Source organism: Streptococcus pseudopneumoniae (assembly GCF_001074565.1).
Classification (GTDB): Bacteria; Bacillota; Bacilli; order Lactobacillales; family Streptococcaceae; genus Streptococcus; species Streptococcus pseudopneumoniae_J.
The window spans coordinates 19,727-43,578 of sequence record NZ_JUQX01000026.1 but is presented as its reverse complement, the minus strand read 5'-3'; the positions used below and the strand labels follow the sequence as shown (position 1 = coordinate 43,578).

The following is a 23,852-nucleotide window of genomic DNA, read 5'->3' as shown; positions in this document are numbered from 1 at the left end:
TGATTAGCAATAATTTTGCTCAGCTAAGTTTACTTGTTAGGGGTGGAAAACTTAGTTCTGAGAAAACAGTATTTGATAGACAGGCAAATATTGTATTTAATTTCAAAGGGAAAATAATCTCGGAATGTTCCTATCTTCACTTGTAATAAAAGAGGAGAGATGGTAAAATAGACGGGTGAAACTAAGACAGAAAAACGCAAAAAACAAGCTACTTATACAGTATGGAATCGGCATTGCTCTGGTAGTACTAGTCATGACAACTTCCTTCCTTTATCTGATATCACTCAGCATGAAATCCTATCAAGATGCTAGGGTTGAAGGAGAAAAACTGGCCAAGCAGTATGCTGAATTGGAAAAAGCAGATCAGGTTGATTTCTACAATGGTCTAGAGGGCTATTACAGCGTTCTGGGACATAATAAAAAGCAAGAGGCCATTGCCGTACTGATTGAAAAGAATGACCACAAGATTTATGTTTATCAGCTTGATAAGGGGATTTCTCAAGACAAGGCAGCGACGATTTCGAGGGGAAAAGGAGCTAGCGACATTGACAAGATTACTTTTGGTCGCTATCAGGACAAGCCGATTTGGGAAGTCAAGTCAGGAAATCAGTACTATTTGGTCGACTTTGAAACAGGAGCAGTGATCCAATAAGGAGGGCATATGAAACTATCCAAACGTGTACTAGAAATGGAAGAAAGCGTCACTCTAGCTAGTGATGCAAGAGCCAAAGCATTAAAAGCTCAGGGAAAGGATGTTCTTTTCTTAACCTTGGGACAGCCTGATTTTCATACTCCTGAAAACATTCAGGATGCAGCGGTAGAAGCGATTCGAGATGGACGAGCTTCCTTTTATACAGTTGCTTCAGGTCTACCAGAGTTAAAAGCGGCGGTTAATACCTATTTTGAACGCTATTATGGGTATTCCGTAGCAGCTAACGAGGTTACCTTTGCCACTGGTGCTAAGTTCTCTCTCTACACCTTCTTTATGGCTGTGGTCAATCCAGGTGATGAAGTCATCATCCCTACACCATACTGGGTCAGCTATGGAGACCAGGTCAAGATGGCAGAAGGTGTGCCAGTCTTTGTCCAGGCCAAGGAAGACAATCACTTTAAAGTAACAGTAGAGCAGCTAGAAGCAGCCCGAACAGATAAGACCAAGGTCTTGGTTCTCAATTCGCCATCAAATCCGACCGGTATGATCTACTCTCGTGAGGAACTCTTGGCTATCGGAAATTGGGCTGTTGCGCATGATGTCCTTATCCTAGCAGATGATATTTATGGACGTCTGGTTTATAACGGGAACGAATTTGTTCCAATTTCTAGTTTGTCAGAAGCCATTCGCAAGCAAACCATTGTGATTAACGGTGTATCTAAGGCCTATGCCATGACTGGTTGGCGGGTAGGTTATGCTGTGGGAAATCCTGAAATTATCGCTGCCATGAGCAAACTAACAGGACAAACAACCTCTAACCTGACTGCCGTATCGCAATATGCTACCATTGAAGCCCTAACTGGGCCACAAGACTCTGTCGAAATCATGCGCCAGGCTTTTGAGGAACGTTTGAACACTATTTATCCTCTTTTGTGCCAAGTGCCAGGATTTGAAGTTGTCAAGCCCCAAGGAGCCTTCTATCTCTTCCCAAATGTTAAAAAAGCGATGGAGATGAAAGGTTATACTGATGTGACAGCATTTACAACGGCTATCCTCGAAGAAGTCGGCCTTGCCTTGATTACAGGAGCTGGATTTGGAGCACCAGAAAATGTTCGTCTCAGCTATGCCACAGACTTGGATACATTAAAAGAAGCTATTCGCCGTTTGCATCAGTTTATGGAAAAATAAAACTTAGAATCTTCGCCGTTTTAGCGAAGATTTTTTGTATCGAAAATCTCGCGATTTTTCTCTAGTAGAACCTAGCTATCACAGTCTATTTATGGTAAAATAGTGGGTAATGATGTCTTCGGACAAGTTAAACGAAAAAAGGAAGATAGATTATGACAAAACGTGTAACAATTATCGATGTAAAAGACTACGTTGGTCAAGAAGTGACCATCGGAGCCTGGGTTGCCAACAAATCAGGAAAAGGGAAAATTGCCTTCTTGCAATTGCGTGATGGGACAGCCTTCTTACAAGGTGTAGCCTTCAAACCAAACTTTATTGAAAAATTTGGTGAAGAAGTAGGTCTTGAAAAATTTGACACCATCAAACGCTTGAGCCAAGAAACTTCTGTTTATGTGACAGGAATTGTCAAAGAGGACGAACGTTCTAAGTTTGGCTATGAGTTGGATATTACAGACATCGAAGTGATCGGTGAATCTCAAGACTACCCAATCACACCAAAAGAACACGGAACAGACTTCTTGATGGACAACCGTCACTTATGGCTCCGCTCTCGTAAGCAAGTGGCTGTGATGCAAATCCGTAACGCTATCATTTATGCAACTTATGAGTTCTTTGATAAGAATGGCTTCATGAAGTTTGATAGCCCAATTCTTTCAGGAAATGCGGCAGAAGATTCAACAGAGCTCTTTGAAACAGATTACTTCGGAACGCCAGCCTACTTGAGTCAATCAGGTCAGCTTTACCTAGAGGCAGGTGCTATGGCTCTTGGCCGTGTCTTTGACTTTGGTCCAGTATTCCGTGCTGAAAAATCAAAAACGCGCCGTCACTTGACTGAGTTCTGGATGATGGATGCTGAGTACTCCTACTTGACACACGACGAGTCACTTGACTTGCAAGAAGCTTATGTAAAGGCTCTTCTTCAAGGTGTTCTAGATCGTGCGCCTCAAGCCTTGGAAACCTTGGAACGTGATACAGAGCTCTTGAAACGCTACATTGCAGAGCCATTCAAACGTATCACTTACGATCAAGCCATTGACCTCTTGCAAGAGCATGAAAACGATGAAGACGCTGACTACGAACACCTTGAGCATGGTGATGACTTTGGTTCACCACATGAAACTTGGATCTCAAACCACTTTGGTGTGCCAACATTTGTCATGAACTATCCAGCAGCTATCAAGGCCTTCTACATGAAACCAGTTCCTGGAAATCCAGAACGTGTGCTTTGTGCAGACTTGCTTGCACCAGAAGGTTATGGAGAAATCATCGGTGGATCTATGCGTGAGGAAGACTACGATGCCCTTGTCGCTAAGATGGAAGAACTTGGTATGGATCGTACAGAGTATGAATTTTACCTTGACCTTCGTAAATATGGTACAGTACCACACGGAGGATTTGGTATCGGTATCGAGCGTATGGTAACCTTCGCAGCAGGTACAAAACACATCCGTGAAGCTATTCCATTCCCACGTATGTTGCATCGTATTAAACCATAAAAAAACTAAAACGCCGTAATAGGCGTTTTTTCAAAACACCATAATACTTGAAAGAAGAGGTGGAGAACATGTAAAGCACAGCTTAACAAGTGATAAACACAAAGATACAAATACACTTGTTAAAGGAGAAACTATGTTTAAACGAAATTACCGGAAGAATATCGGTCTCATGGCTGGTGTGGAATTTTTTGCCTTTTTGGGCATTACCAGCTTTTGGATTCTATTTCTCAGTCAAAACGGGATGTCGCTTTGGCAGATTGGCTTATTGGAAAGTATTTTTCATGCCACCAGTGTCATCTGTGAAATTCCCTCGGGAATGTTAGCTGACCGCTATTCCTATAAAACCAATCTGTATTTAAGTCGAATAGCTGGGATTGCGTCGTCTATTCTCATGTTACTAGGGCAAGGTAATTTTTGGATTTATGCACTCGCTATGGTGGTGAGTGCCTTGTCTTATAATTTTGATTCGGGGACGAGTGCAGCTATGGTTTATGATTCGGCCGTGGAGGCTGGATTAAAAGAGCGCTACTTGTCGATCTCAAGTTTTATGTCAGGAGTAGCAGAAGGAACTCGGTCTTTGGGGACCGTTTTAGCAGGATTTTTTGTCCATGGTCAATTGCACTTGACCTACTATATCATGATTGCCACTTCTATAATCGTTCTTTTCCTAACTTGGATGCTAAAAGAGCCTAGTGTTAAAGCGCAAAAATCTGAGCGTCTGACCATGAAAAAGATTATGTTGACTGTTAAAGAGGAGTTGCGGAGAAACCCCAGTCTTTTTAGTTGGATGATTCTGTCCCAAATCATCGGGACACTGATGTGCATGTTTTATTTTTACTATCAAAATCAACTGCCGGACTTAGAAGGATGGCAGATTTCGATGGTCATGCTGATCGGCAGTGTTTTGAATATCTGGGCAGTTTATCTAGCGAGTAAGATTGGAAAGAGGTATTCAGCCTTAAAACTCTTTCCAATTCTTGTACTCTTGACGGGAGGAACTTATTTGCTTTCCTATTTTGGTACGCCACTGATTTACATTTTGATTTATTGGCTCAGTAACGCCTTATATGCCCTCTTTCAGCCGATTTTTGATAATGATTTACAAAAGCGACTCCCAAGCGAGGTACGGGCAACCATGCTAAGTGTCTACTCTATGATGTTCAGCCTAAGTATGATCATCATTTTTCCTCTGACGGGATGGTTGATTGACTATCTAGGATTTGTAGCAGCCTTCCTTTACTTAGGGCTCGTTTTAGTGCTAGCCAGCTTTTTGCTATTTTTCATTTTGAAAGAGATGGCCAGAGCTTTGGAACTCAAAGAGGATGTTATTTCTAAGTAATAAAGTTATTTTTTCACTTTTATCTTTTTTACTTGCTATCTGTCAGTTTTTCTAGTATAATGGTTTATTGTGAGCGAACCTCACTTACCCCTTGCAAAGACTGGGGGTCATTAGACCAAAAGGAGGAACATATCAATGGCTAAATACGAAATTCTTTATATCATTCGTCCAAACATTGAAGAAGAAGCGAAAAACGCTTTGGTAGCACGTTTTGACTCTATCTTGACTGACAACGGTGCAACTGTTGTTGAATCAAAAGATTGGGAAAAACGTCGTCTTGCATACGAAATCCAAGATTTCCGTGAAGGACTTTACCACATCGTTAACGTTGAAGCAAACGATGACGTAGCTCTTAAAGAGTTTGACCGTCTTTCAAAAATCAACGCTGACATTCTTCGTCACATGATCGTCAAACTTGGCGCGTAAGAAGGTAGACTATGATTAACAATGTTGTACTTGTAGGGCGTATGACGCGTGACGCTGAGTTGCGTTATACCCCATCAAATGTAGCAGTTGCGACTTTTACTCTTGCAGTAAACCGTACATTTAAGAGTCAAAATGGCGAACGTGAGGCTGATTTTATCAATGTCGTTATGTGGCGTCAACAGGCTGAAAATCTTGCTAACTGGGCTAAAAAAGGCTCTCTTATCGGGATTACAGGTCGTATCCAGACTCGTAGTTACGATAACCAGCAAGGACAACGTGTTTACGTAACAGAAGTCGTGGCGGATAATTTCCAAATGTTGGAAAGCCGCGGAGTGCGTGAAGGACATTCAGGTGGAGCTTATTCTGCACCAACTGCTGGTCAATCAGCACCTGCAAACCCAGTACCAGACTTTTCACGTTCTGAAAATCCATTTGGAGCAACAAATCCATTGGACATTTCAGATGATGATTTACCATTCTAATGGACAATTAATACTATAAAGGAGAAAAAACATGGCTCAACAACGTCGTGGCGGATTCAAACGCCGTAAAAAAGTTGATTACATCGCAGCAAACAAAATTGAATATGTTGATTACAAAGATACTGAGCTTCTTAGCCGTTTCGTTTCAGAACGTGGGAAAATCCTTCCTCGTCGTGTAACAGGAACTTCAGCTAAAAACCAACGTAAAGTAACAACAGCTATCAAACGCGCTCGCGTAATGGCTTTGATGCCTTTCGTAAACGAAGATTAAAGAAAAGACCCATATGGGTCTTTTTTTCACGAGCATGGAAATGAGAGAGCGAGTTGAGGTCCAGTGGACCTCTTTTTCATGAGCTTGAAAACAAGAAAGCGAATTAAGACCCCAACGGGTCTTTTTTTCACGAGCTTTGAAACGAGGGAGCGAGTTGGGTCCGGGGGACCTCTTTTTCATGAGCTTGAAAACAAAAAAGCGAATTAAGACCCGGGTGTGTCTTTTTTTCAGGTCCCCCGAACCTCTTTTTTCAGACTTTACAGGACTCTATTAGAAAGGGCTCTCTTTTGATCTAGTAAGATTCTTTTGCCTTACTAGGTTTTTTCTTTTAATTTTTATTATCGTGTTATAATGGTAGGAGAAAGCTTTAAAGGAGCATCTTATGAAGACGACATGTTCAATTAGAAAAATGCAAGAATCTGACATTAAAGATCTATCTCAAGGATTTATCAGCCAAGGTTGGCCGGGTAGAGAAGAAATTTTGTCTAGGTATTTTCTTGAACAAGAATGTAGGGAGAGAGAAGTCTTAGTTGCAGAGGTTGGGGGTGCTTTAGCGGGTTATATCACAATTTTTCCCTGCGCTAAGCAGGGGCCTTTTGCAGAAATCTATCCAGAACTCTCAGATTTCAATGTCTTTGAGCCCTTTCAAAATCAAGGTATTGGAAATCTCTTGATGGAAGAAGCGGAAAAACGAGTTAAGCTCATATCGGATAAGGTGACCCTTGGTGTTGGTCTCCATTCAGGGTATGGACCTGCCCAGAGATTGTACATCAAACGAGGCTATATTCCAGATGGGACGGGTATTTGGTATCAGAACCAACCGTTGAAAATGAATGATACTATTCAAAATAATGATGATTTAGTTCTGTATCTATCCAAGAAATTCGAATAAGAGATAGTGAATTTCTTTGAAGATAGGGGATTTCTCTACTTTATGGTATAATGGAAAGAGTTAGATTGAAAGAGGTAGAGAGATGGATGCAAAATTAAAATATAAGGCAAAGAAGATTAAGATTGTCTTTTTTGATATTGATGATACCTTGCGTACGTCAAAGACAGGTTTTATTCCAGCTACAATTCCCACTGTCTTTAAACAGTTGCGTGAAAAAGGGGTTTTGACAGGAATTGCTTCTGGACGTGGTATTTTTGGTGTTGTTCCAGAGATTCAAGATCTCAAGCCTGACTTTTTTGTAACCTTAAATGGTGCCTATATAGAAGATAAAAAAGGAAATGTCGTTTATCAACATCAGATTGACAAGTCAGATGTTGAAGAGTACATTTCTTGGGCCAAGAAAGAGGGAATTGAGTATGGCTTGGTAGGCAGTCATGACGCCAAACTCTCCACGCGAACAGAACTGATCAGTGAGGCGATTGATCCGATTTATCCGAACCTGGGTGTGGATCCTGACTTTCATGAAAAAGCAGATATATACCAGATGTGGACCTTTGAAGATAAAGGAGATAGCTTGCACTTACCAGAGTCCTTATCAGATAAACTTCGCATGGTGCGTTGGCATGAACATTCATCTGATATCGTGCCGATTTCAGGATCCAAAGCAACTGGTGTAGCCAAGGTTGTGGAACATCTAGGCTTGAAACCAGAGAATGTCATGGTCTTTGGAGATGGTCTTAACGACTTAGAACTCTTTGATTATGCTGGAATCAGTATTGCTATGGGAGTTTCCCACGAAAAGATCAAAGAAAAAGCAGATTATATTACAAAAACAGTAGAAGAAGATGGCATTTTTGATGCCTTAGAAGGATTTGGTATGGTAGAAAAAGAATTGCATTTCCCACAAGTAGAAATTGAAACAGTAGAAGGTCCTCTAGCGACTATTAAGACGAATCATGGAGACTTGCGTATCAAGCTCTTCCCTGAACAGGCTCCCAAAACAGTAGCAAACTTTGTCGCTCTTTCAAAAGACGGTTACTATGATGGAGTGATTTTCCACCGTATTATCAAGGACTTTATGATCCAAGGCGGAGACCCAACTGGTACTGGTATGGGGGGAGAGTCTATTTATGGACAAGCTTTTGAAGATGAATTTTCAGAAGAACTTTATAATGTTCGTGGGGCTCTTTCTATGGCTAATGCTGGTCCAAATACCAATGGCAGTCAGTTCTTTATCGTGCAAAACCAACACTTGCCCTACTCTAAGAAAGAGATTGCGCGTGGTGGTTGGCCTGAACCAATCGCTGAGATTTATGCAGAACAAGGTGGAACTCCTCACCTTGACCGTCGCCATACTGTTTTTGGGCAATTGGTAGATGCAGAATCGTTTGCGGTGTTAGATACCATTGCAGCTGTTGGGACTGGTGCTATGGACAAACCAGTTGAAGATGTAGTAATTGAAACGATTGAAATTGAGGATTAAGATGAAAATCGGTGATAAGCTAACTGGGCGTATTACAGGAATTCAGCCCTATGGTGCCTTTGTCGAATTAGAGACAGGGGTGACAGGGCTGATTCACATCTCGGAAATCCGAACGGGATTTATTGAGAATATCTATGATATTTTAAAAATTGGTGATGAGGTTCAAGTACAGGTGGTGGATTTTGACGAATACACTGGAAAAGCCAGTCTTTCTATCCGTACTTTGGAGGAAGAAAAACATCAATTGCCAAGACGGAGACGTTTTTCAAATGATCGTATCAAGCATGGTTTTGCGCCACTTGCTCGAATGATGCCAGTTTGGACGCGTGAAGCATTAGAACATTTAAAAAAGAAGCCGTAAATACAATTATCTAAATCATTTGTGATGTTAACATAATTTGATATAATGAAAGTATGAAAGAAGAACAATTATTAAAATCAGGAGAGCGAATCAACCAGCTCTTTTCGACAGATATCAAGATCATTCAAAATAGAGAAGTGTTTAGCTATTCGGTGGATAGTGTTCTCTTGTCACGCTTTCCTCGCTTTCCTAAAAATGGCTTAATTGTGGACTTTTGTGCTGGCAATGGTGCAGTAGGACTTTTTGCAAGTAGTCGTACCAAGGCAAAAATTCTCTCTGTAGAAATTCAGGAGCGTTTGGCGGATATGGCAGAGCGTTCGGTTCGGTTGAATGGCTTGGAAGAGCAGATGCAGGTTATTTGCGATGATTTGAAAAATATGCCTGCTCGCATTCAGGGAAGTAAGGTGGACATGATTTTGTGCAATCCGCCTTATTTCAAGGTGGATCCGCATTCCAATCTGAACGAGAGTGAACACTACCTCCTAGCAAGACACGAGATTGCGACTAATCTTAAGGAAATCTGTCGAAGTGCTCAGAGTATTCTCAAGTCTAATGGTCGTTTTGTCATGGTTCACCGTCCAGATCGACTTTTGGATATTCTAGACATGCTTCAACGCTACAATTTAGCACCCAAGCGCCTGCAATTTGTCTATCCTAAACGAGAAAAGGAAGCCAATATGCTTTTAATCGAAGCTATCAAAGATGGGTCTATTAGTGGCTTCAAGGTCTTGCCACCGCTCATTGTTCACAATGATGATGGTTCCTATACGCCAGAAATTCAAGAGATTTACTATGGATCATAAGGCCTATATGTATGTGGTGGAGTGCCGTGACGGTTCTTACTATACAGGCTATACAACGGATGTGAAGAGGCGCCTTACCGTTCATAATAGTGGTAAGGGAGCCAAGTATACCCGAGCTCGCTTGCCTGTCAAACTTATCTATGTAGAGGCTTTTGCTAGCAAGGAAGAAGCCATGTCTGCAGAGGCTCTCCTCAAACGCAAGAAAAGACCCCAGAAAGAACGATTTTTATCCGAAAATCAAGAAAAAAATCTAGTTAACGATATTGATGTCTAATGAGGAGTCCTTTGACTCCTCTTACTTTTGTCAAAAGAAGAAAAAAGTGCTAAAATAAGATGAATAAATTTAAAGAGGTATTATCATGTCTAAGATTCTAGTATTTGGTCACCAAAATCCAGACTCAGATGCCATCGGGTCATCTGTAGCCTTTGCTTATCTTGCGAAAGAGGCTTATGGATTGGACACAGAAGCAGTAGCTCTAGGTACTCCAAATGAGGAAACAGCCTTTGTTTTGAACTATTTTGGTGTAGAAGCACCACGCGTCATCACATCTGCTAAAGCAGAAGGTGCAGAGCAAGTTATCTTAACAGACCACAATGAATTCCAACAATCAGTGTCAGATATCGCTGAAGTAGAAGTTTACGGTGTTGTGGACCACCACCGTGTGGCTAACTTTGAAACTGCAAGCCCACTTTACATGCGTTTGGAACCAGTTGGATCAGCTTCATCTATCGTTTACCGCATGTTCAAAGAACATGGTGTAGCTGTACCAAAAGAAATCGCAGGTTTGATGCTATCTGGTCTGATTTCAGATACCCTACTTTTGAAATCACCAACAACCCACCCATCTGATAAGGTGATTGCACCTGAATTGGCTGAATTGGCTGGTGTAAACTTGGAAGAATATGGTCTTGCCATGCTGAAAGCTGGTACAAACTTGGCTAGTAAATCTGCTGAAGAATTGATTGACATCGATGCTAAGACTTTTGAACTCAACGGCAATAAGGTTCGTGTTGCTCAGGTTAATACAGTGGATATTGCTGAAGTCTTGGAACGTCAAGCAGAAATCGAAGTAGCAATGCAAGCAGCTAATGCAGCAAACGGCTACTCTGACTTTGTTTTGATGATTACAGATATCGTTAACTCAAACTCAGAAATCCTTGCTCTTGGGTCAAACATGGACAAGGTCGAAGCAGCCTTTAACTTCAAACTTGAAAACAACCACGCTTTCCTTCCAGGTGCCGTTTCACGTAAGAAACAAGTGGTGCCTCAGTTGACAGAAAGCTTTAATGGCTAATAGTCTGAGTGATAGTTGAAATGAGGAAACGTTAGTTTCCTTATAGCTAAAGGGGTTTCGACTCCTTTTTTTCTAGGAGAGAAAGATGTTAGAAAATGGTGATTTGATTTTTGTGAAGGAGCTTTCAGATATGGGGCAGGCCATCCAGGCTTCTACTGGGAACTATAGTCATGTAGCCATCTTTTTGGACGGTTTTGTTTATCATGCAACTGGTGAAGTTGGTGTTATCTGTCAAGAACCAGCTGATTTTTTTGAACCGACTCATCTTTACGACCTTTATGTCTATCCAGAGCTGGAAGCTGACTTGGTAAAGGAGAGAGCTAGCAAACATTTAGGTGCACCCTATAATAGCTCGTTTTATCCGGATGGGAATGGCTTTTATTGCTCCCAGTACATCGCTGAAATCCTACCGATTTTTGAAACTATTCCCATGAAATTTGGGGACGGGGAGCAGGAGATCAGTGATTTTTGGAGGCAATATTACCAGAAACTCGAACTTCCTGTACCCATGAATCAACCAGGGACCAATCCCAGTCAATTAGCAGCATCTCCTCTTTTAGTTTGTAAAGAAAGGAATCTTCATGATTCAGATTTTTAATCCCTCCCGTTTGACTCGGCAGCCATTTTTTATAGGTTTGGTGGACTATCTGGACCAGCATAATGATGTGATCCTACGAGAAATCAAGGCCCAGTTTCCAGATATAGCAGTTGATAAACTCATGGAAGAGTATATAAAGGCAGGTTTGATCCGAAGGGAAAACAAACGTTATTCCCTTAATCTCCCTTTTTTAGAATCAATAGCCAGTCTGGTCCTTGACCAAGAGATTTTTGTCAGAGAGGATAGTCCAGTCTATCAAGCTTTGCTGAAGAAGACTTTTGAGACAGAATTGCGCAATCAAACCAATGCAGCCATTTTAGTCGAATCTACGGATTTTGCAAGAGAAAAGATGACCCTGTCGAATTATTTCTACAAGGTCAAGAATCATTATCCTTTGACACAAAAACAGCAGGAACTTTATGCTATTTTGGGAGATGTCAATCCTGAGTATGCTCTCAAATATATGACGACTTTTTTACTGAAATTTCTCAAAAAAGATCAATTAATTCAGAAACGTCGTGATATCTTTGTGGACAGTTTAGTCGTTCTAGGCTATATTGTTCAAAATGAAGCTGGAAAGTATGAGCTGGCTGTTGATTTCGACAAGGAACGGTTGACTTTCTATTTGTCTTAATGGCTTAATTTTGAGCTGATTGTTTGACTTTGCTAAAGAATAAGCATAAACTGAATGTAAGCGATAACGTTTATCGTATTAAAAGCAAAGGAGACAGAGCTATGTCACTTGAAAATAAATTGGATCAAGCAACTGGTGCTATCAAAGAAGGATTTGGTAAAGTTACTGGCGATAGCAAGACAGAAGCAGAAGGCACTGTAGAAAAAACAGTTGCGAAAGCAAAAGAAGTAGTTGAAGATGCTAAAGGTGCTGTAGAAGGTGCCGTTGAAGGTCTTAAAAACTCATTTAAGAAAGAAGACTAAAAAATCAAGGGAAATATTCCCTTGATTTTTTTATAGATAACGTTCTGCGATAGCTGCGTCTCCAGGATAGTCTTCTTTCTTTCCTTGTACGATCTGGTAACAATCAGCTCCCTTACCAGCAATAATTACGGCATCGAGTTCTTGATTTGTGATGGCCATGGCCGCCTTGATGGCTTCTTCACGATCGGCAATCTTTTCAACAGGATGACTGATATAGCTACTGATTTCTTCAGCAATGGCCATTGGATCTTCATAGTTGGGATCATCAGCGGTGAGAAAGACTTGAATCTCAGGATGTTGATTGAGAAGGAGTCCAAAGTCTTTGCGACGACTTTCACCCTTGTTTCCAGTCGAACCGAGAACCAGAGCGATTTTTCCAGTTTGATGAGTTTCAACAACAGAGATCAGTTTCTTCAGGCTGTCACCATTATGGGCGTAGTCGATGAAGACCTTGGCTCCATTTTTCTGAGTCAGGACTTCCATACGTCCAGGAACGCGGGTTGCAGCGATTCCTTTTTTGATATCTTCAAGACTAGCACCTAGACGAAGACAGGCAAGTCCTGCAGCAACAGCATTTTCTTGATTGAAGTGGCCAATGAGTTGAATATCATAATCACCAGCGAGTTTACCAGTAGCTGAAAAGCTAAAGGCTTTGGAGTTCTCGATTTGGTTGCTCGAATGGCTACCATAGAAGTCATGTTCTTGATGTTCCACTTGTTCTTTTAGCACAGAAAAGTGGTTCATGTCGCTGTTAATGACAACTGCTCGGCTATTTTTCATCAAGAGACGCTTGTGATAGAAGTAGTCTTCAAAGCTAGGATGCTCAATCGGACCGATATGGTCAGGTGTGATGTTAAGAAAGACACCTACATCAAAGGTCAGACCATATACTCGATGAACAAGATAGGCTTGGCTAGAGACTTCCATTACAAGATGGGTTCTACCATTCTTAACAGCCTGAGCCATCATGTCGAAAAGATCGATATTTTCAGGCGTTGAGAAGGAAGATTTAAAGAAGGTCCTGCCATCCAAAGTTGTGTTCATAGTTGACAAGAGAGCTGTTGGGTAGCGCTGAGATAGAATGTGGTATGCAAAGTAAGCAGATGTTGTCTTTCCTTTTGTCCCTGTGAAAGCGAGAATTTTGAGTTTTTCTTGTGGATTGCCATAAAATTCCATAGCAATCAAACTCATGGCTTTCTTGATATCGTTCACAACGATGACAGGGATACCGACTTCGTAGTCCTTTTCGGAGACGTACCAAGCTAAGCCTTGACTTATAGCGGATAGGAGGTATTCTTTTTTAAAGGCAGCGCCTTTGGCAAAAAAAAGAGTACCTTCTTTTACTTTTCGGCTGTCGTAACTGATGCTGTCAAAAACAACTTCACCGTAGTTGTAGTGGTAGTGTCCTTGGTCGATAATCTCGCGGAAGAGACCATCTTTCTTTAATATATCTAATACGGTTTTAATCTTAATCATACTTTCTATTATAAACTTCAAGCCCGAATTTTACAAGTAACAAGGAAAAGTTTATAATGGAAGATAAGGAACTTTTCCTAGTTATCAAAATTGAATGAGGAAGCTATGTCTAACGAAAACAATCACCAGCAAGCCCAGATGTTGCGAGGGACTGCTTGGCTAACAGCTAGTAACTTTATTAGTCGCCTCCTTGGTGCTATCTATATTATTCCCTGGTATATCTGGATGGGGACCTATGCTGCTAAGGCAAACGGACTCTTTACCATGGGCTACAATATTTACGCCTGGTTTTTGCTGATTTCGACAGCGGGTATCCCAGTTGCGGTCGCCAAACAAGTGGCTAAGTACAATACTATGCGAGAAGAAGAGCATAGCTTTGCATTGATTCGGAGTTTCCTAAGCTTTATGACGGGCTTGGGCTTAGTCTTTGCTTTGGTCTTGTATCTCTTTTCTCCCTGGTTAGCAGATTTGTCAGGTGTGGGGAAAGACCTGATTCCCATCATGCAGAGCTTGGCTTGGGCGGTCTTGATTTTCCCATCTATGAGTGTCATCCGGGGCTTCTTCCAAGGGATGAACAATCTGAAACCCTATGCTATGAGCCAAATCGCTGAGCAGGTGATTCGTGTTATCTGGATGTTGTTGGCGACCTTCTTCATTATGAAGATGGGTTCTGGTGACTACCTATCAGCCGTTACCCAATCGACCTTTGCGGCCTTTGTGGGGATGGTGGCAAGTTTTGCAGTTTTGATTTATTTTCTTGCCCAAGAAGGTTTGCTTAAGAGAGTCTTTGAAACACGAGATAAGATTAATAGTAAGCGACTCTTAGTCGATACTATCAAGGAAGCCATTCCTTTTATCCTGACAGGATCGGCCATTCAACTCTTTCAGATTTTAGACCAAATGACCTTTATCAATAGTATGAAGTGGTTTACCAACTATAGCAACGAAGACTTGGTTGTCATGTTTTCTTATTTCTCTGCCAATCCCAATAAAATCACCATGATTTTAATCTCTGTGGGGGTTTCAATTGGGAGTGTTGGCTTGCCGCTGTTAACGGAAAACTATGTAAAAGGCGACTTGCAGGCAGCGGCTCGCCTAGTCCAAGATAGCCTCACCATGCTCTTCTTATTTCTACTACCGGCAACGGTTGGAGTGGTCATGGTAGGGGAACCTCTCTATACAGTTTTTTATGGCAAGCCAGATAGTCTGGCCATGGGCTTGTTTGTCTTTGCGGTTTTACAGTCTACTATCCTAGGCTTGTATATGGTCTTGTCTCCTATGCTTCAGGCCATGTTCCGCAACCGCAAGGCAGTTCTTTACTTTATCTATGGTTCCATTGCCAAGCTCGTCTTGCAACTTCCAAGTATTGCTATTTTTCACAGCTACGGTCCCTTGATCTCAACGACTATCGGCTTGATTATTCCGAATGTCTTGATGTACCGAGACATCTGCCAGGTAACGGGTGCTCGTCGAAAGATAATCTTGAAGCGGACTATCTTGATTACCATCTTAACCCTTGTCATGTTCATCCTAGTTGGCTTCTTGCAGTGGCTACTCGGTTTTGTCTTCCAACCAAGTGGACGTTTCTGGAGTTTCCTTTACGTAGCTCTCATCGGAGGGCTTGGAGGAGGTCTCTATGGTTTGATGAGCCTACGGACACGACTCTTGGACAAGATAATCGGCAAAGCTCAAGCAGATCGACTACGGACACGATTGAAAATATCGTAAATGATTTATAAATAAAAGTGATAATTACAACCTTTCTATTAAAGAAAGGTTGTTTTATTGTTCAAAATATTAAAAAAGTAGAACTTTTTCTAAATTTAGTAGCGAAAAAATATGTTTTTTGACTTTTTCTTCAAAAAAAGCTTGACTAAATAAAACCAAAACTGTATAATAAGACAAATATTTAAAACAGGAGGTTCTGGAAATGAAAAAGTCTAAGGCCAAGTATCTGACACTGGCAGGTGTCGTGTTAAGCGCAGGTATCCTACTAAGCGCATGTGGAAATTCAAGTAGCGCTTCTAAAACATATAACTATGTTTATTCGAGCGATCCATCTAGTTTGAACTATCTTGCTGAAAACCGTGCAACAACCAACGACATCGTTACCAATTTGGTGGATGGGTTGATGGAAAATGACCAATACGGTAACTATGTTCCATCGTTGGCAGAGGATTGGACTGTTTCTCAGGACGGTTTGACCTATACTTACAAATTGCGTAAGGATGCAAAATGGTATACTTATGAGGGTGAAGAATACGCCCCTGTAACGGCCCAAGACTTTGTGACAGGTTTGAAATATGCTGCTGATAAAAAATCCGAAGCCTTGTACCTGGTTCAAGACTCTGTAGCAGGTTTGGATGACTATATCAACGGGAAAACAAGTGACTTTTCAACTGTCGGTGTTAAGGCGATTGACGACCAAACAGTTCAGTACACTTTGACACGTCCAGAATCTTATTGGAATTCTAAAACAACTTCAACCATTCTCTTCCCTGTCAATGCAGATTTCTTAAAATCAAAAGGGGATGACTTTGGTAAGGTAGACCCTTCTAGTATTTTGTACAATGGACCTTTCTTAATGAAATCCTTTGTTTCAAAATCCGTCATCGAATACAAGAAAAATCCAAATTATTGGGATGCTAAAAATGTCTTTGTAGATGATGTGAAATTGACTTATTATGACGGCAGTGACCAAGATGCTCTAGCTCGTAACTTTGCAGAAGGAGTCTACAGTTATGCTCGTCTCTATCCAAATAGCTCAAGCTTTGAAGGGATTAAAGAGAAGAACAAGGACAATATCATCTACAGTATGCAAGATGCGACAACATTTTTCTTGAACTTTAATCTAGATAGAAAATCTTATAATTTCACTTCTAAAACGACTGACATCGAAAAGACATCGACTCAAGAAGCAGTTCTGAATAAAAACTTCCGCCAAGCCATCAATTTTGCCTACAACCGTGCGGCTTATGGGGCCCAATCTCAAGGGGAAGACGGAGCAACGAAGATTCTTCGTAACTTAGTTGTACCTCCTACATTTGTGACCATAAATGGAAAAGACTTTGGTGATGTTGTCTCTGAAAAAATGGTCAACTATGGCCAAGAGTGGCAAGGAATCAATTTTGCAGATGCACAGGATCCTTACTACAACCCAGAAAAGGCTAAGGCTAAATTTGCAGAAGCCAAGAAAGAACTAGAAGCCAAGGGTGTTCAGTTCCCAATTCACTTGGATAAGACTGTAGAAATGACCAATAAAACAGAAATTCAAGAAATTAGCTCAATGAAGCAATCGATTGAATCTGTTCTAGGAACTGATAATATAGTCATCGATATCCAACAATTATCAACAGATGACTATGATAACTCTGGCTATCTTGCTCAAACTGCAGCTCAAAAAGATTATGACTTTTATAATGGTGGGTGGAGCCCAGATTATCAAGACCCATCAACTTATCTCGATATCTTTAGCGTGAAGAGCGGAGGTATGTTGCAAAACCTCGGTTTAGAGCCAGGTGAAGTCAATGACAAGGCCAAGGCAGTTGGACTTGATACCTATACTCAAATGTTGGAAGAAGCCAATAAAGAGCAAGACCCAGCAAAACGTTATGAGAAATATGCTGAAATTCAAGCTTGGCTCGTTGATAGTGCCCTTGCAATTCCAAACGTTTCTCGTGGTGGAACACCTAGCTTGAGAAAGACAGTTCCATTCTCAGCACCATATTCTCTTGCTGGAAATAAGGGTGTAGAGTCATACAAGTACCTCAAGTTGCAAGATAAGACGGTGACAACTGCTGAGTACGAAAAAGCTAAAGAAAAATGGCTGAAAGAAAAAGAAGAATCAAATAAGAAAGCCCAAGAAGAACTGGCAAAACACGTTAAGTAACCAGTCTATTCAACAGGATAAACGATAGTTTCTCAGGAAGCTATCGTTTTTATATAGTTTGAAACTATAACTAGCTCTTGAAAAGAAGAAAATGAGTTGGTGAAAATAAATGATACAATAGTTACTATAGATTTGGAGGTATTGTATGAGCAAAGAACGACACATTGACACAATTTTGGCCCAGGCGGGGATCAAGTCAGATAAGGCGACAGGTGCCTTGGTGACACCACTACATTTTTCAACCACGTATCAGCATCCAGAGTTCGGTCAGTCTACGGGATTTGACTATACTCGTACCAAAAACCCAACTCGCAGTAAGGCGGAGGAGGTCTTGGCAGCGATTGAATCAGCAGACTATGCATTAGCAACGAGTTCAGGTATGGCTGCGATTGTACTGGCCTTTAGTGTCTTTCCTGTAGGAAGTAAAGTCTTGGCAGTGCGAGACCTTTATGGTGGTTCTTTCCGTTGGTTCAACCAAGTGGAGAAGGAAGGTCGTTTCCATTTTACCTATGCCAATACTGAAGCAGAGTTGATTGCTGAGTTAGAAAAGGATGTGGATGTTCTCTATATCGAAACGCCAACCAATCCCTTGATGTTAGAATTTGATATTGCAAAACTGGCAAAACTAGCTCATGCCAAGGGTGCCAAGGTAGTGGTGGACAATACCTTCTACAGCCCAATTTACCAACGTCCGATTGAAGACGGTGCAGATATTGTTCTTCATTCGGCTACCAAATATCTAGCAGGGCACAATGATGTCTTGGCAGGGGTAGTTGTGACTAATAGTTTAGAACTATATGAACAACTGTTCTACAATCTCAATACGACTGGTGCTGTTTTGTCGCCGTTTGATAGTTATCAGTTGATTCGTGGTCTTAAGACCTTGTCTCTGCGCATGGAGCGTTCGACAGCTAATGCGCGAGAAATTGTGGCCTATCTGAAAGGTTCACCTGCAGTCAAGGAAGTTCTCTATACTGGTCGTGGGGGAATGATTTCCTTTAAAGTGGTTGATGAGAGTCGAATTCCTCATATTTTAAATAGTCTGAAGGTTTTCTCTTTTGCTGAGAGTTTGGGTGGGGTGGAAAGCCTGATCACCTATCCAACAACCCAAACCCATGCGGATATTCCAGTAGAAGTGCGCCATTCCTATGGATTGACAGATGATCTTTTGCGTTTGTCTATTGGGATTGAGGATGCTAGAGATTTGATTGCGGACTTGCGCCAAGCTTTGGAAGGATAAGACAGATATGGGGAAATATGATTTTACAAGCCTGCCCAATCGTTTTGGGCACCATACCTATAAATGGAAAGAAGCGGAAGCTGATCGAGAAGTTCTACCAGCCTGGATAGCAGATATGGACTTTGTGGTTTTGCCTGAGGTTCGACAAGCTGTACAAGTCTACGCAGATCAGTTGGTTTATGGCTATACCTATGCTAGCGACGCTTTGATTGAGTCGGTTCGTTACTGGGAAGCCAGTCAGCACGGGTATCACTTTGACAAGGATGCTCTCGTCTTTATCGAGGGAGTGGTACCAGCTATTTCAACAGCTATTCAAGCCTTTACAAAAGAAGGAGAGGCTGTCCTGATTAACACACCGGTCTATCCACCTTTTGCTCGCAGTGTCAAACTCAACAATCGCCGATTGATCACCAATTCTTTGGTGGAAAAGGATGGGCTATTTGAGATTGACTTTGACCAGTTGGAGAAGGATATGGTGGGAGAGGATGTGAAGCTTTATATCCTCTGCAATCCTCATAATCCTGGGGGCCGTGTTTGGGAAAAGGAAGTGTTAGAAAAGATAGGTCATCTCTGCCAAAAACATGGTGTATTGCTGGTTTCGGATGAGATTCACCAAGATTTGGCCCTCTTTGGTCACAAACACCAGTCATTCAACACCATTGATCCCTCCTTTAAAGACTTTGCCCTTATCTTGAGCAGTGCCACTAAGACCTTTAATATTGCTGGAACGAAAAATTCCTATGCTGTCATTGAAAATCCAAAGCTTCGTGTTGCTTTTCAAAAACGCCAGTTGGCCAATAACCAGCATGAGATCTCAGGCTTGGGTTATTTGGCGACAGAAGCTGCCTACCGTTATGGCAAGAACTGGTTAGGAGAGTTGAAAGAAGTCATCGAGGACCACATTAACTATGTAGTGGATGTTTTGAGCAAAGAAACCAAGATTAAGGTCATGAAACCGCAAGGTACCTACTTGATTTGGCTTGATTTTTCAGCCTATGACCTAACGGATGACCGCTTGCAAGAGCTTTTGAAGAATGATGCCAAGGTCATCTTGAACCGAGGTTTGGACTTTGGGGAGGAAGGAACCCTTCATGCCCGCCTCAATGTAGCTATGCCGAAGTCAGTACTGGAAGAGGTTTGCCAACGCATCGTAACCACTTTTGCTACACTTTAAAAATCCAGCCTTCTAGGAGAAAAGTCTTCCTAGAAGGCTATTTTCATAGGGGAAAATGTGGTATAATGAGGAGATAAGATAAAGGGGTAACTATGGCTAAATTGATTCCAGGGAAGTTGCGCATGGAGGGGGTTACACTCTATGAGACAGGCAACATTGAGATTATCAAGGAAAAAGGGAATCGCCTCTATACTCGTGTGGCGGGAGAAGACTTGCGCTACAGTTTAGAGGATGATCTGGTTTTTTGTGCTTGCGATTTTTTCCAAAAAAGAGGTTACTGTGTTCACCTCGCAGCGCTCGAGCATTATCTGAAAAATGATGAAGAAGGTCAGGTGATTTTACAAGCCTTAGAAAAAGGACATGAAGAGCAAGAAGAGGTCGAAACCAAGGTTAGTTTTGGCGGTAGTTTTTTGGAGCGGATCCAACCTCAGAAGCGAGAGAAAAACTACACTTTGTCGGCTCAAGGTCAGGTAGAAGCTGGGACCAATCGCCTCCTTTGGACTCTCCGAATCGGTTTAGTTGATAGTCAAAAATATTATGTCATTCGTGACATCCCTCTCTTTTTGAAGGTCTTAGTCCATCGAAAACCATATATGATTGGGAAACACTATGAAAATGACTTGTCTTGGGATGCTTTTGATACAGCTAGTCAAGAAGTTCTTACTTTTTTATGTGGCTTGATTGAGGAGGGACTGAGTCAAGATCTCTTTTTCCCTAATCAAGGTCGTCACCTCTTTTTCCCTCTGACCTTTTTTGAGCAAGGGGTGGGGTTATTGATGAACTTGGAAGATTTTCATTTTGACCACCAGCTTGATAGTTATGAGAATCTCCTCTTTCATGATTTAGATTCTGATGCAGGACTTTTCTCTTTTTCCGTGCAGGAGTTCCCAGATTATTTTGAAATGGAAATTTCTGAGACTGACCGGGTCAATGTATTCTATGGAGGGGCGGTTCTCTTTCGTAAGGGCAATGTTTATCTCTTAAACCCTAAACAAATGAGTCTTTTGAAGGAAATCAATGAGCTTCCTCAGGAAACAAAAGGGAGAAAATGCCTCCAGTTTGATACTGGCGATCGGGATCGATTGGCTTCCTGTCTTCCTTTGTTTGGGCATCTGGGAAAGATTTCTGCTCCAGAACGTTTACAAATACGCCCCTTTTCACCGATCTTTTACTTTGACAAGGAGAAGGATGGTCGTATCCGCTTGGATATCGAGTTTGATTATGGAGATATTCAGGTGACTAGCCATCAAGAGCTGGAAGAATTACCTTTCGCTAGTGATGCTGCCGTAGAAAATAAGATATTTCAAGTTAGTTTAGGGGCTGGTTTTGAGGCTGAATTTCAGTCTTGGAGACAGGCTTTAAAGCCAGAGGCAGTTTACTCTTTCTTTCACCATACGATTCCAGCTTTTGAGAAATTGGGTCAGGTCTCTTTATCTGATGAGATAAATCAGCTCTACAGTGTCCAAACTCCTCAGGTTCAGATTGAGTCCAAGGGAGGACTGCTGGAAATTCAGTTTGACTTCCAAGGGATTGGTCAAGAAGAGATTGATCAAGCTCTTCTTGACCAGTAATCAGGATTTCTATATCAGTTCTTCTGATCAAGTATTCTTTTTTGATGAGGAAACCAAGCAGATTCGTCAGAATTTGCAGGAACTGGGTGTTGAACTAAAAGATGGTTCTTTCCAAGCTAGGAAATCTTTAGCTTATAGTCTTTCTCAACTTTTTGAAGGTCGCGATCGGATAGCATTTTCGGAGGAATTTCAGCATTTGGCCCATGATTTGACCCATCCAGAGGACTTTCCTTTAGGAGAGGTACAGGTTCAAGCGAGTTTGAGAGACTATCAAGAAAAGGGTGTGCGTTGGCTCCAGATGCTCCATCATTACGGTTTTGGAGGCATCTTGGCAGACGATATGGGACTGGGTAAAACACTGCAGACCATTGCTTTTTTGACAAGTCAGGTTACAGAAGATAGTCGTGTTTTGATTTTGGCGCCGTCAGGTTTGATCTACAACTGGGCAGATGAATTCAGAAGATTTGCACCGCAGTTGGATTTGGCTGTTGTTCATGGTTTGAAAGCGAATCGGGAAGTGATTCTTTCTCAAAATCATCAAATCTATGTGACTAGCTATGCGAGCTTTCGTCAAGACAGTGATCTCTATCAAGAGATGTCCTTTGATTTTCTCTTTTTAGATGAGGCTCAGGTCATGAAAAATGCTCACACCAAGATTGCCCAGAGTTTGCGCCAGTTTGTGGTGCCAGCAGTCTTTGCCTTGTCAGGTACACCTATCGAAAACCATTTAGGGGAGTTGTGGTCTATCTTTCAAATTGTGCTTCCGGGGCTCTTACCAAGTAAAAAGGAGTTTATGAAATTACCGGCTGACCGAGTCGCGCAGTTTATCAAGCCCTTTGTCATGAGGCGTAAGAAAGAAGAAGTCCTTACAGAACTGCCTGATTTGATTGAAGTCGTCTATAAAAATGAACTGGAAGACCAGCAGAAGGCCATCTATCTGGCCCAGTTGCAACAGATGCGAGAGCGTCTAGCGCAAGTGACAGATCAAGAATTCCAGAGAAGTCGGGTAGAAATCTTATCTGGACTCATGCGTTTGCGTCAGATCTGCGATACCCCAGCTCTCTTTATGGACGATTACCAAGGTGCCAGCGGGAAACTCGATAGTCTCCGAGATTTATTGCTACAAGTGGCTGATGGTGGCCATCGTGTCTTGATTTTCTCACAATTCAAAGGAATGTTGGAAAAAATCGAGCAAGAACTCCCAGACTTGGGCTTGACTTCCTTCAAAATCACAGGATCAACTCCTGCTCAAGATAGACAGGAGATGACTAAAGCCTTTAATCAGGGAGAAAGAGACGCCTTTCTCATCTCTCTCAAGGCAGGAGGTGTCGGTCTTAATCTAACGGGTGCTGATACCGTCATCCTAGTGGACCTCTGGTGGAATCCTGCGGTTGAAGCCCAAGCTATCGGACGTGCTCACCGTATGGGACAGGAGCAGAAGGTAGAGGTTTATCGCTTGATTACGAGAGGAACCATTGAAGAAAAAATTCAGGAACTCCAAGAACAGAAAAAGCATTTGGTTTCCCAAGTTTTAGATGGTACAGAGTCGCGTGCGAGCCTCAGTCTGGCAGAAATTCGAGAAATTTTAGGGATTTCTGAAGCCAACACTTGAAAAATCAAGACAATACGCTATAATGAAGAGTTGAAAGGAAATACAAAATGAAACAAGATCGATTTCCATTGGTGTCAGATGACGAGATCATGCTGACCGAAATGCCAGTCATGGACTTGTATGATGAGTCTGACTTTATCAGCAATATCAAAGGCGATTACCGAGATAAAAACTATTTAGAATGGTCTCCTATTGTTGAGGAAGCTAGTGTAGTTGCTCCTGTGGTTAGCAAAAAGCCAGAACCAGCTCCAGAAGTAAAAAAAGTTGAAAAGACTTATGCAGAGTTGGCTCGAGAAGAGGCGCGTGCGGATCTAAAAAAGAAACGTTCAGCCAAGTATTTGACCCAAGACGTTAGTCATACTAGACGTCATTCTTCTTCAACTCATGCTCGTCATGGAAGCCAACCAACAGCACCATTTCAAAAGGAAAATCCAGGTGAGTTTGCCAAATTTAGCAAAAACTTGAGCCAGTCCCACTATATTTTAGCTGAAGAAGCTGGACAAGTAGCGACTCCGACTCTAGAAAATCAAGCTGGAAAAGCTAAAAAGAACAACTATGATTTTCTGAAGAAGAGCCAAATTTATAATAAAAAGAATAAGCAATCAGAACAGGAACGTCAGGTTGCCCAAGAGTTGAACCTGACAAGAATCACGGAATAAGGGAGAAAA

22 protein-coding genes and 1 pseudogene are annotated in these 23,852 nt (G+C 41.7%); 22 read left to right on the top strand and 1 reads right to left on the bottom strand.

The features are described from left to right. The first annotated feature begins 175 nt into the window (after positions 1–175). The 16 genes from ADI74_RS03450 to ADI74_RS03375 all read left to right on the top strand — a co-directional run bounded on the left by ADI74_RS03450 (position 176) and on the right by ADI74_RS03375 (position 12,222). On the top strand, positions 176–652 hold the full coding sequence (locus tag ADI74_RS03450) for a DUF5590 domain-containing protein (RefSeq protein WP_049537035.1): 477 nt from the start codon (positions 176–178) through the stop codon (positions 650–652). Positions 653–661: 9 nt separating this feature from the next. After that, complete coding sequence (locus ADI74_RS03445) at positions 662–1,840, top strand: pyridoxal phosphate-dependent aminotransferase (RefSeq protein ID WP_049537033.1); 1,179 nt, start codon at positions 662–664, stop codon at positions 1,838–1,840. A gap of 152 nt (positions 1,841–1,992) precedes the next feature. After that, entirely contained in the window at positions 1,993–3,336 is a 1,344-nt protein-coding gene (asnS, locus tag ADI74_RS03440) for an asparagine--tRNA ligase (RefSeq protein ID WP_049537032.1), read from the top strand. A 133-nt stretch (positions 3,337–3,469) separates the two neighbouring features. Continuing rightward, positions 3,470–4,675, top strand: a complete 1,206-nt coding sequence (locus ADI74_RS03435) for an MFS transporter (protein ID WP_049537030.1) — start codon at positions 3,470–3,472, stop codon at positions 4,673–4,675. Between the two features lie 135 nt (positions 4,676–4,810). Beyond that, positions 4,811–5,101, top strand: coding sequence for a 30S ribosomal protein S6 (rpsF, locus tag ADI74_RS03430; RefSeq protein WP_001151776.1), 291 nt, complete (start codon positions 4,811–4,813; stop codon positions 5,099–5,101). Positions 5,102–5,112: 11 nt separating this feature from the next. Beyond that, a complete protein-coding gene (gene ssbA / locus ADI74_RS03425) occupies positions 5,113–5,583 on the top strand; it encodes a single-stranded DNA-binding protein SsbA (protein ID WP_000609592.1) in 471 nt (156 codons plus the stop codon). 31 nt (positions 5,584–5,614) lie between these two features. Next, positions 5,615–5,854 carry a 30S ribosomal protein S18 gene (rpsR, locus tag ADI74_RS03420; RefSeq protein WP_000068664.1) on the top strand — a complete coding sequence of 80 codons (240 nt, stop codon included), beginning with the start codon at positions 5,615–5,617 and terminating at the stop codon, positions 5,852–5,854. Between the two features lie 382 nt (positions 5,855–6,236). Then, a complete protein-coding gene (locus ADI74_RS03415) occupies positions 6,237–6,746 on the top strand; it encodes a GNAT family N-acetyltransferase (protein WP_049537028.1) in 510 nt (169 codons plus the stop codon). A gap of 82 nt (positions 6,747–6,828) precedes the next feature. Further along, positions 6,829–8,229 (top strand): bifunctional Cof-type HAD-IIB family hydrolase/peptidylprolyl isomerase, encoded by a 1,401-nt coding sequence (locus ADI74_RS03410; RefSeq protein ID WP_049537026.1) that lies wholly within the window; start codon positions 6,829–6,831, stop codon positions 8,227–8,229. 1 nt (position 8,230) lies between these two features. Continuing rightward, the gene (locus ADI74_RS03405; protein WP_000689618.1) at positions 8,231–8,590 is read left to right on the top strand and encodes a S1 RNA-binding domain-containing protein; all 360 of its coding nucleotides are present in this window, start codon (positions 8,231–8,233) and stop codon (positions 8,588–8,590) included. A 53-nt stretch (positions 8,591–8,643) separates the two neighbouring features. Further along, positions 8,644–9,393, top strand: a complete 750-nt coding sequence (locus ADI74_RS03400; protein WP_049537024.1) for a tRNA1(Val) (adenine(37)-N6)-methyltransferase — start codon at positions 8,644–8,646, stop codon at positions 9,391–9,393. Next, positions 9,383–9,667, top strand: coding sequence for a GIY-YIG nuclease family protein (locus ADI74_RS03395; RefSeq protein ID WP_049537023.1), 285 nt, complete (start codon positions 9,383–9,385; stop codon positions 9,665–9,667). Before ADI74_RS03400 ends, ADI74_RS03395 begins: the two co-directional genes overlap by 11 nt. 85 nt (positions 9,668–9,752) lie before the next feature. Further along, a complete protein-coding gene (locus ADI74_RS03390; RefSeq protein WP_049537022.1) occupies positions 9,753–10,688 on the top strand; it encodes a manganese-dependent inorganic pyrophosphatase in 936 nt (311 codons plus the stop codon). An 85-nt stretch (positions 10,689–10,773) separates the two neighbouring features. Further along, positions 10,774–11,286, top strand: a complete 513-nt coding sequence (locus ADI74_RS03385; RefSeq protein ID WP_049537020.1) for a YiiX/YebB-like N1pC/P60 family cysteine hydrolase — start codon at positions 10,774–10,776, stop codon at positions 11,284–11,286. Beyond that, entirely contained in the window at positions 11,270–11,920 is a 651-nt protein-coding gene (locus tag ADI74_RS03380) for a DUF1803 domain-containing protein (RefSeq protein ID WP_049537018.1), read from the top strand. The genes ADI74_RS03385 and ADI74_RS03380 overlap by 17 nt, the downstream gene beginning before the upstream one ends. 101 nt (positions 11,921–12,021) lie before the next feature. Then, positions 12,022–12,222, top strand: a complete 201-nt coding sequence (locus ADI74_RS03375; RefSeq protein ID WP_000051179.1) for a CsbD family protein — start codon at positions 12,022–12,024, stop codon at positions 12,220–12,222. A gap of 30 nt (positions 12,223–12,252) precedes the next feature. Here ADI74_RS03375 and ADI74_RS03370 read toward each other — a convergent pair whose 3' ends face one another. Continuing rightward, entirely contained in the window at positions 12,253–13,698 is a 1,446-nt protein-coding gene (locus ADI74_RS03370; protein WP_049537016.1) for a UDP-N-acetylmuramoyl-L-alanyl-D-glutamate--L-lysine ligase, read from the bottom strand. A gap of 105 nt (positions 13,699–13,803) precedes the next feature. Here ADI74_RS03370 and ADI74_RS03365 point away from each other — a divergent pair, with 105 nt between their 5' ends. The 6 genes and pseudogenes from ADI74_RS03365 (at position 13,804) to ADI74_RS03340 (ending at position 23,843) form a co-directional block, all read left to right on the top strand. Continuing rightward, positions 13,804–15,426 carry a putative polysaccharide biosynthesis protein gene (locus tag ADI74_RS03365; RefSeq protein WP_049537014.1) on the top strand — a complete coding sequence of 541 codons (1,623 nt, stop codon included), beginning with the start codon at positions 13,804–13,806 and terminating at the stop codon, positions 15,424–15,426. A 202-nt stretch (positions 15,427–15,628) separates the two neighbouring features. Then, on the top strand, positions 15,629–17,587 hold the full coding sequence (locus tag ADI74_RS03360; RefSeq protein ID WP_049537013.1) for a peptide ABC transporter substrate-binding protein: 1,959 nt from the start codon (positions 15,629–15,631) through the stop codon (positions 17,585–17,587). Between the two features lie 145 nt (positions 17,588–17,732). Then, positions 17,733–18,827, top strand: coding sequence for a cystathionine gamma-synthase (locus ADI74_RS03355; RefSeq protein ID WP_049537011.1), 1,095 nt, complete (start codon positions 17,733–17,735; stop codon positions 18,825–18,827). A 7-nt stretch (positions 18,828–18,834) separates the two neighbouring features. Further along, positions 18,835–20,001: a MalY/PatB family protein gene (locus ADI74_RS03350; protein ID WP_049537009.1), complete on the top strand. Its 1,167-nt coding sequence runs from the start codon at positions 18,835–18,837 to the stop codon at positions 19,999–20,001. A gap of 92 nt (positions 20,002–20,093) precedes the next feature. Further along, positions 20,094–23,184 (top strand): annotated as a pseudogene (locus ADI74_RS03345) (DEAD/DEAH box helicase). A 47-nt stretch (positions 23,185–23,231) separates the two neighbouring features. Next, a complete protein-coding gene (locus ADI74_RS03340) occupies positions 23,232–23,843 on the top strand; it encodes a hypothetical protein (RefSeq protein ID WP_049537007.1) in 612 nt (203 codons plus the stop codon). The last annotated feature ends 9 nt before the right edge of the window (positions 23,844–23,852 follow it).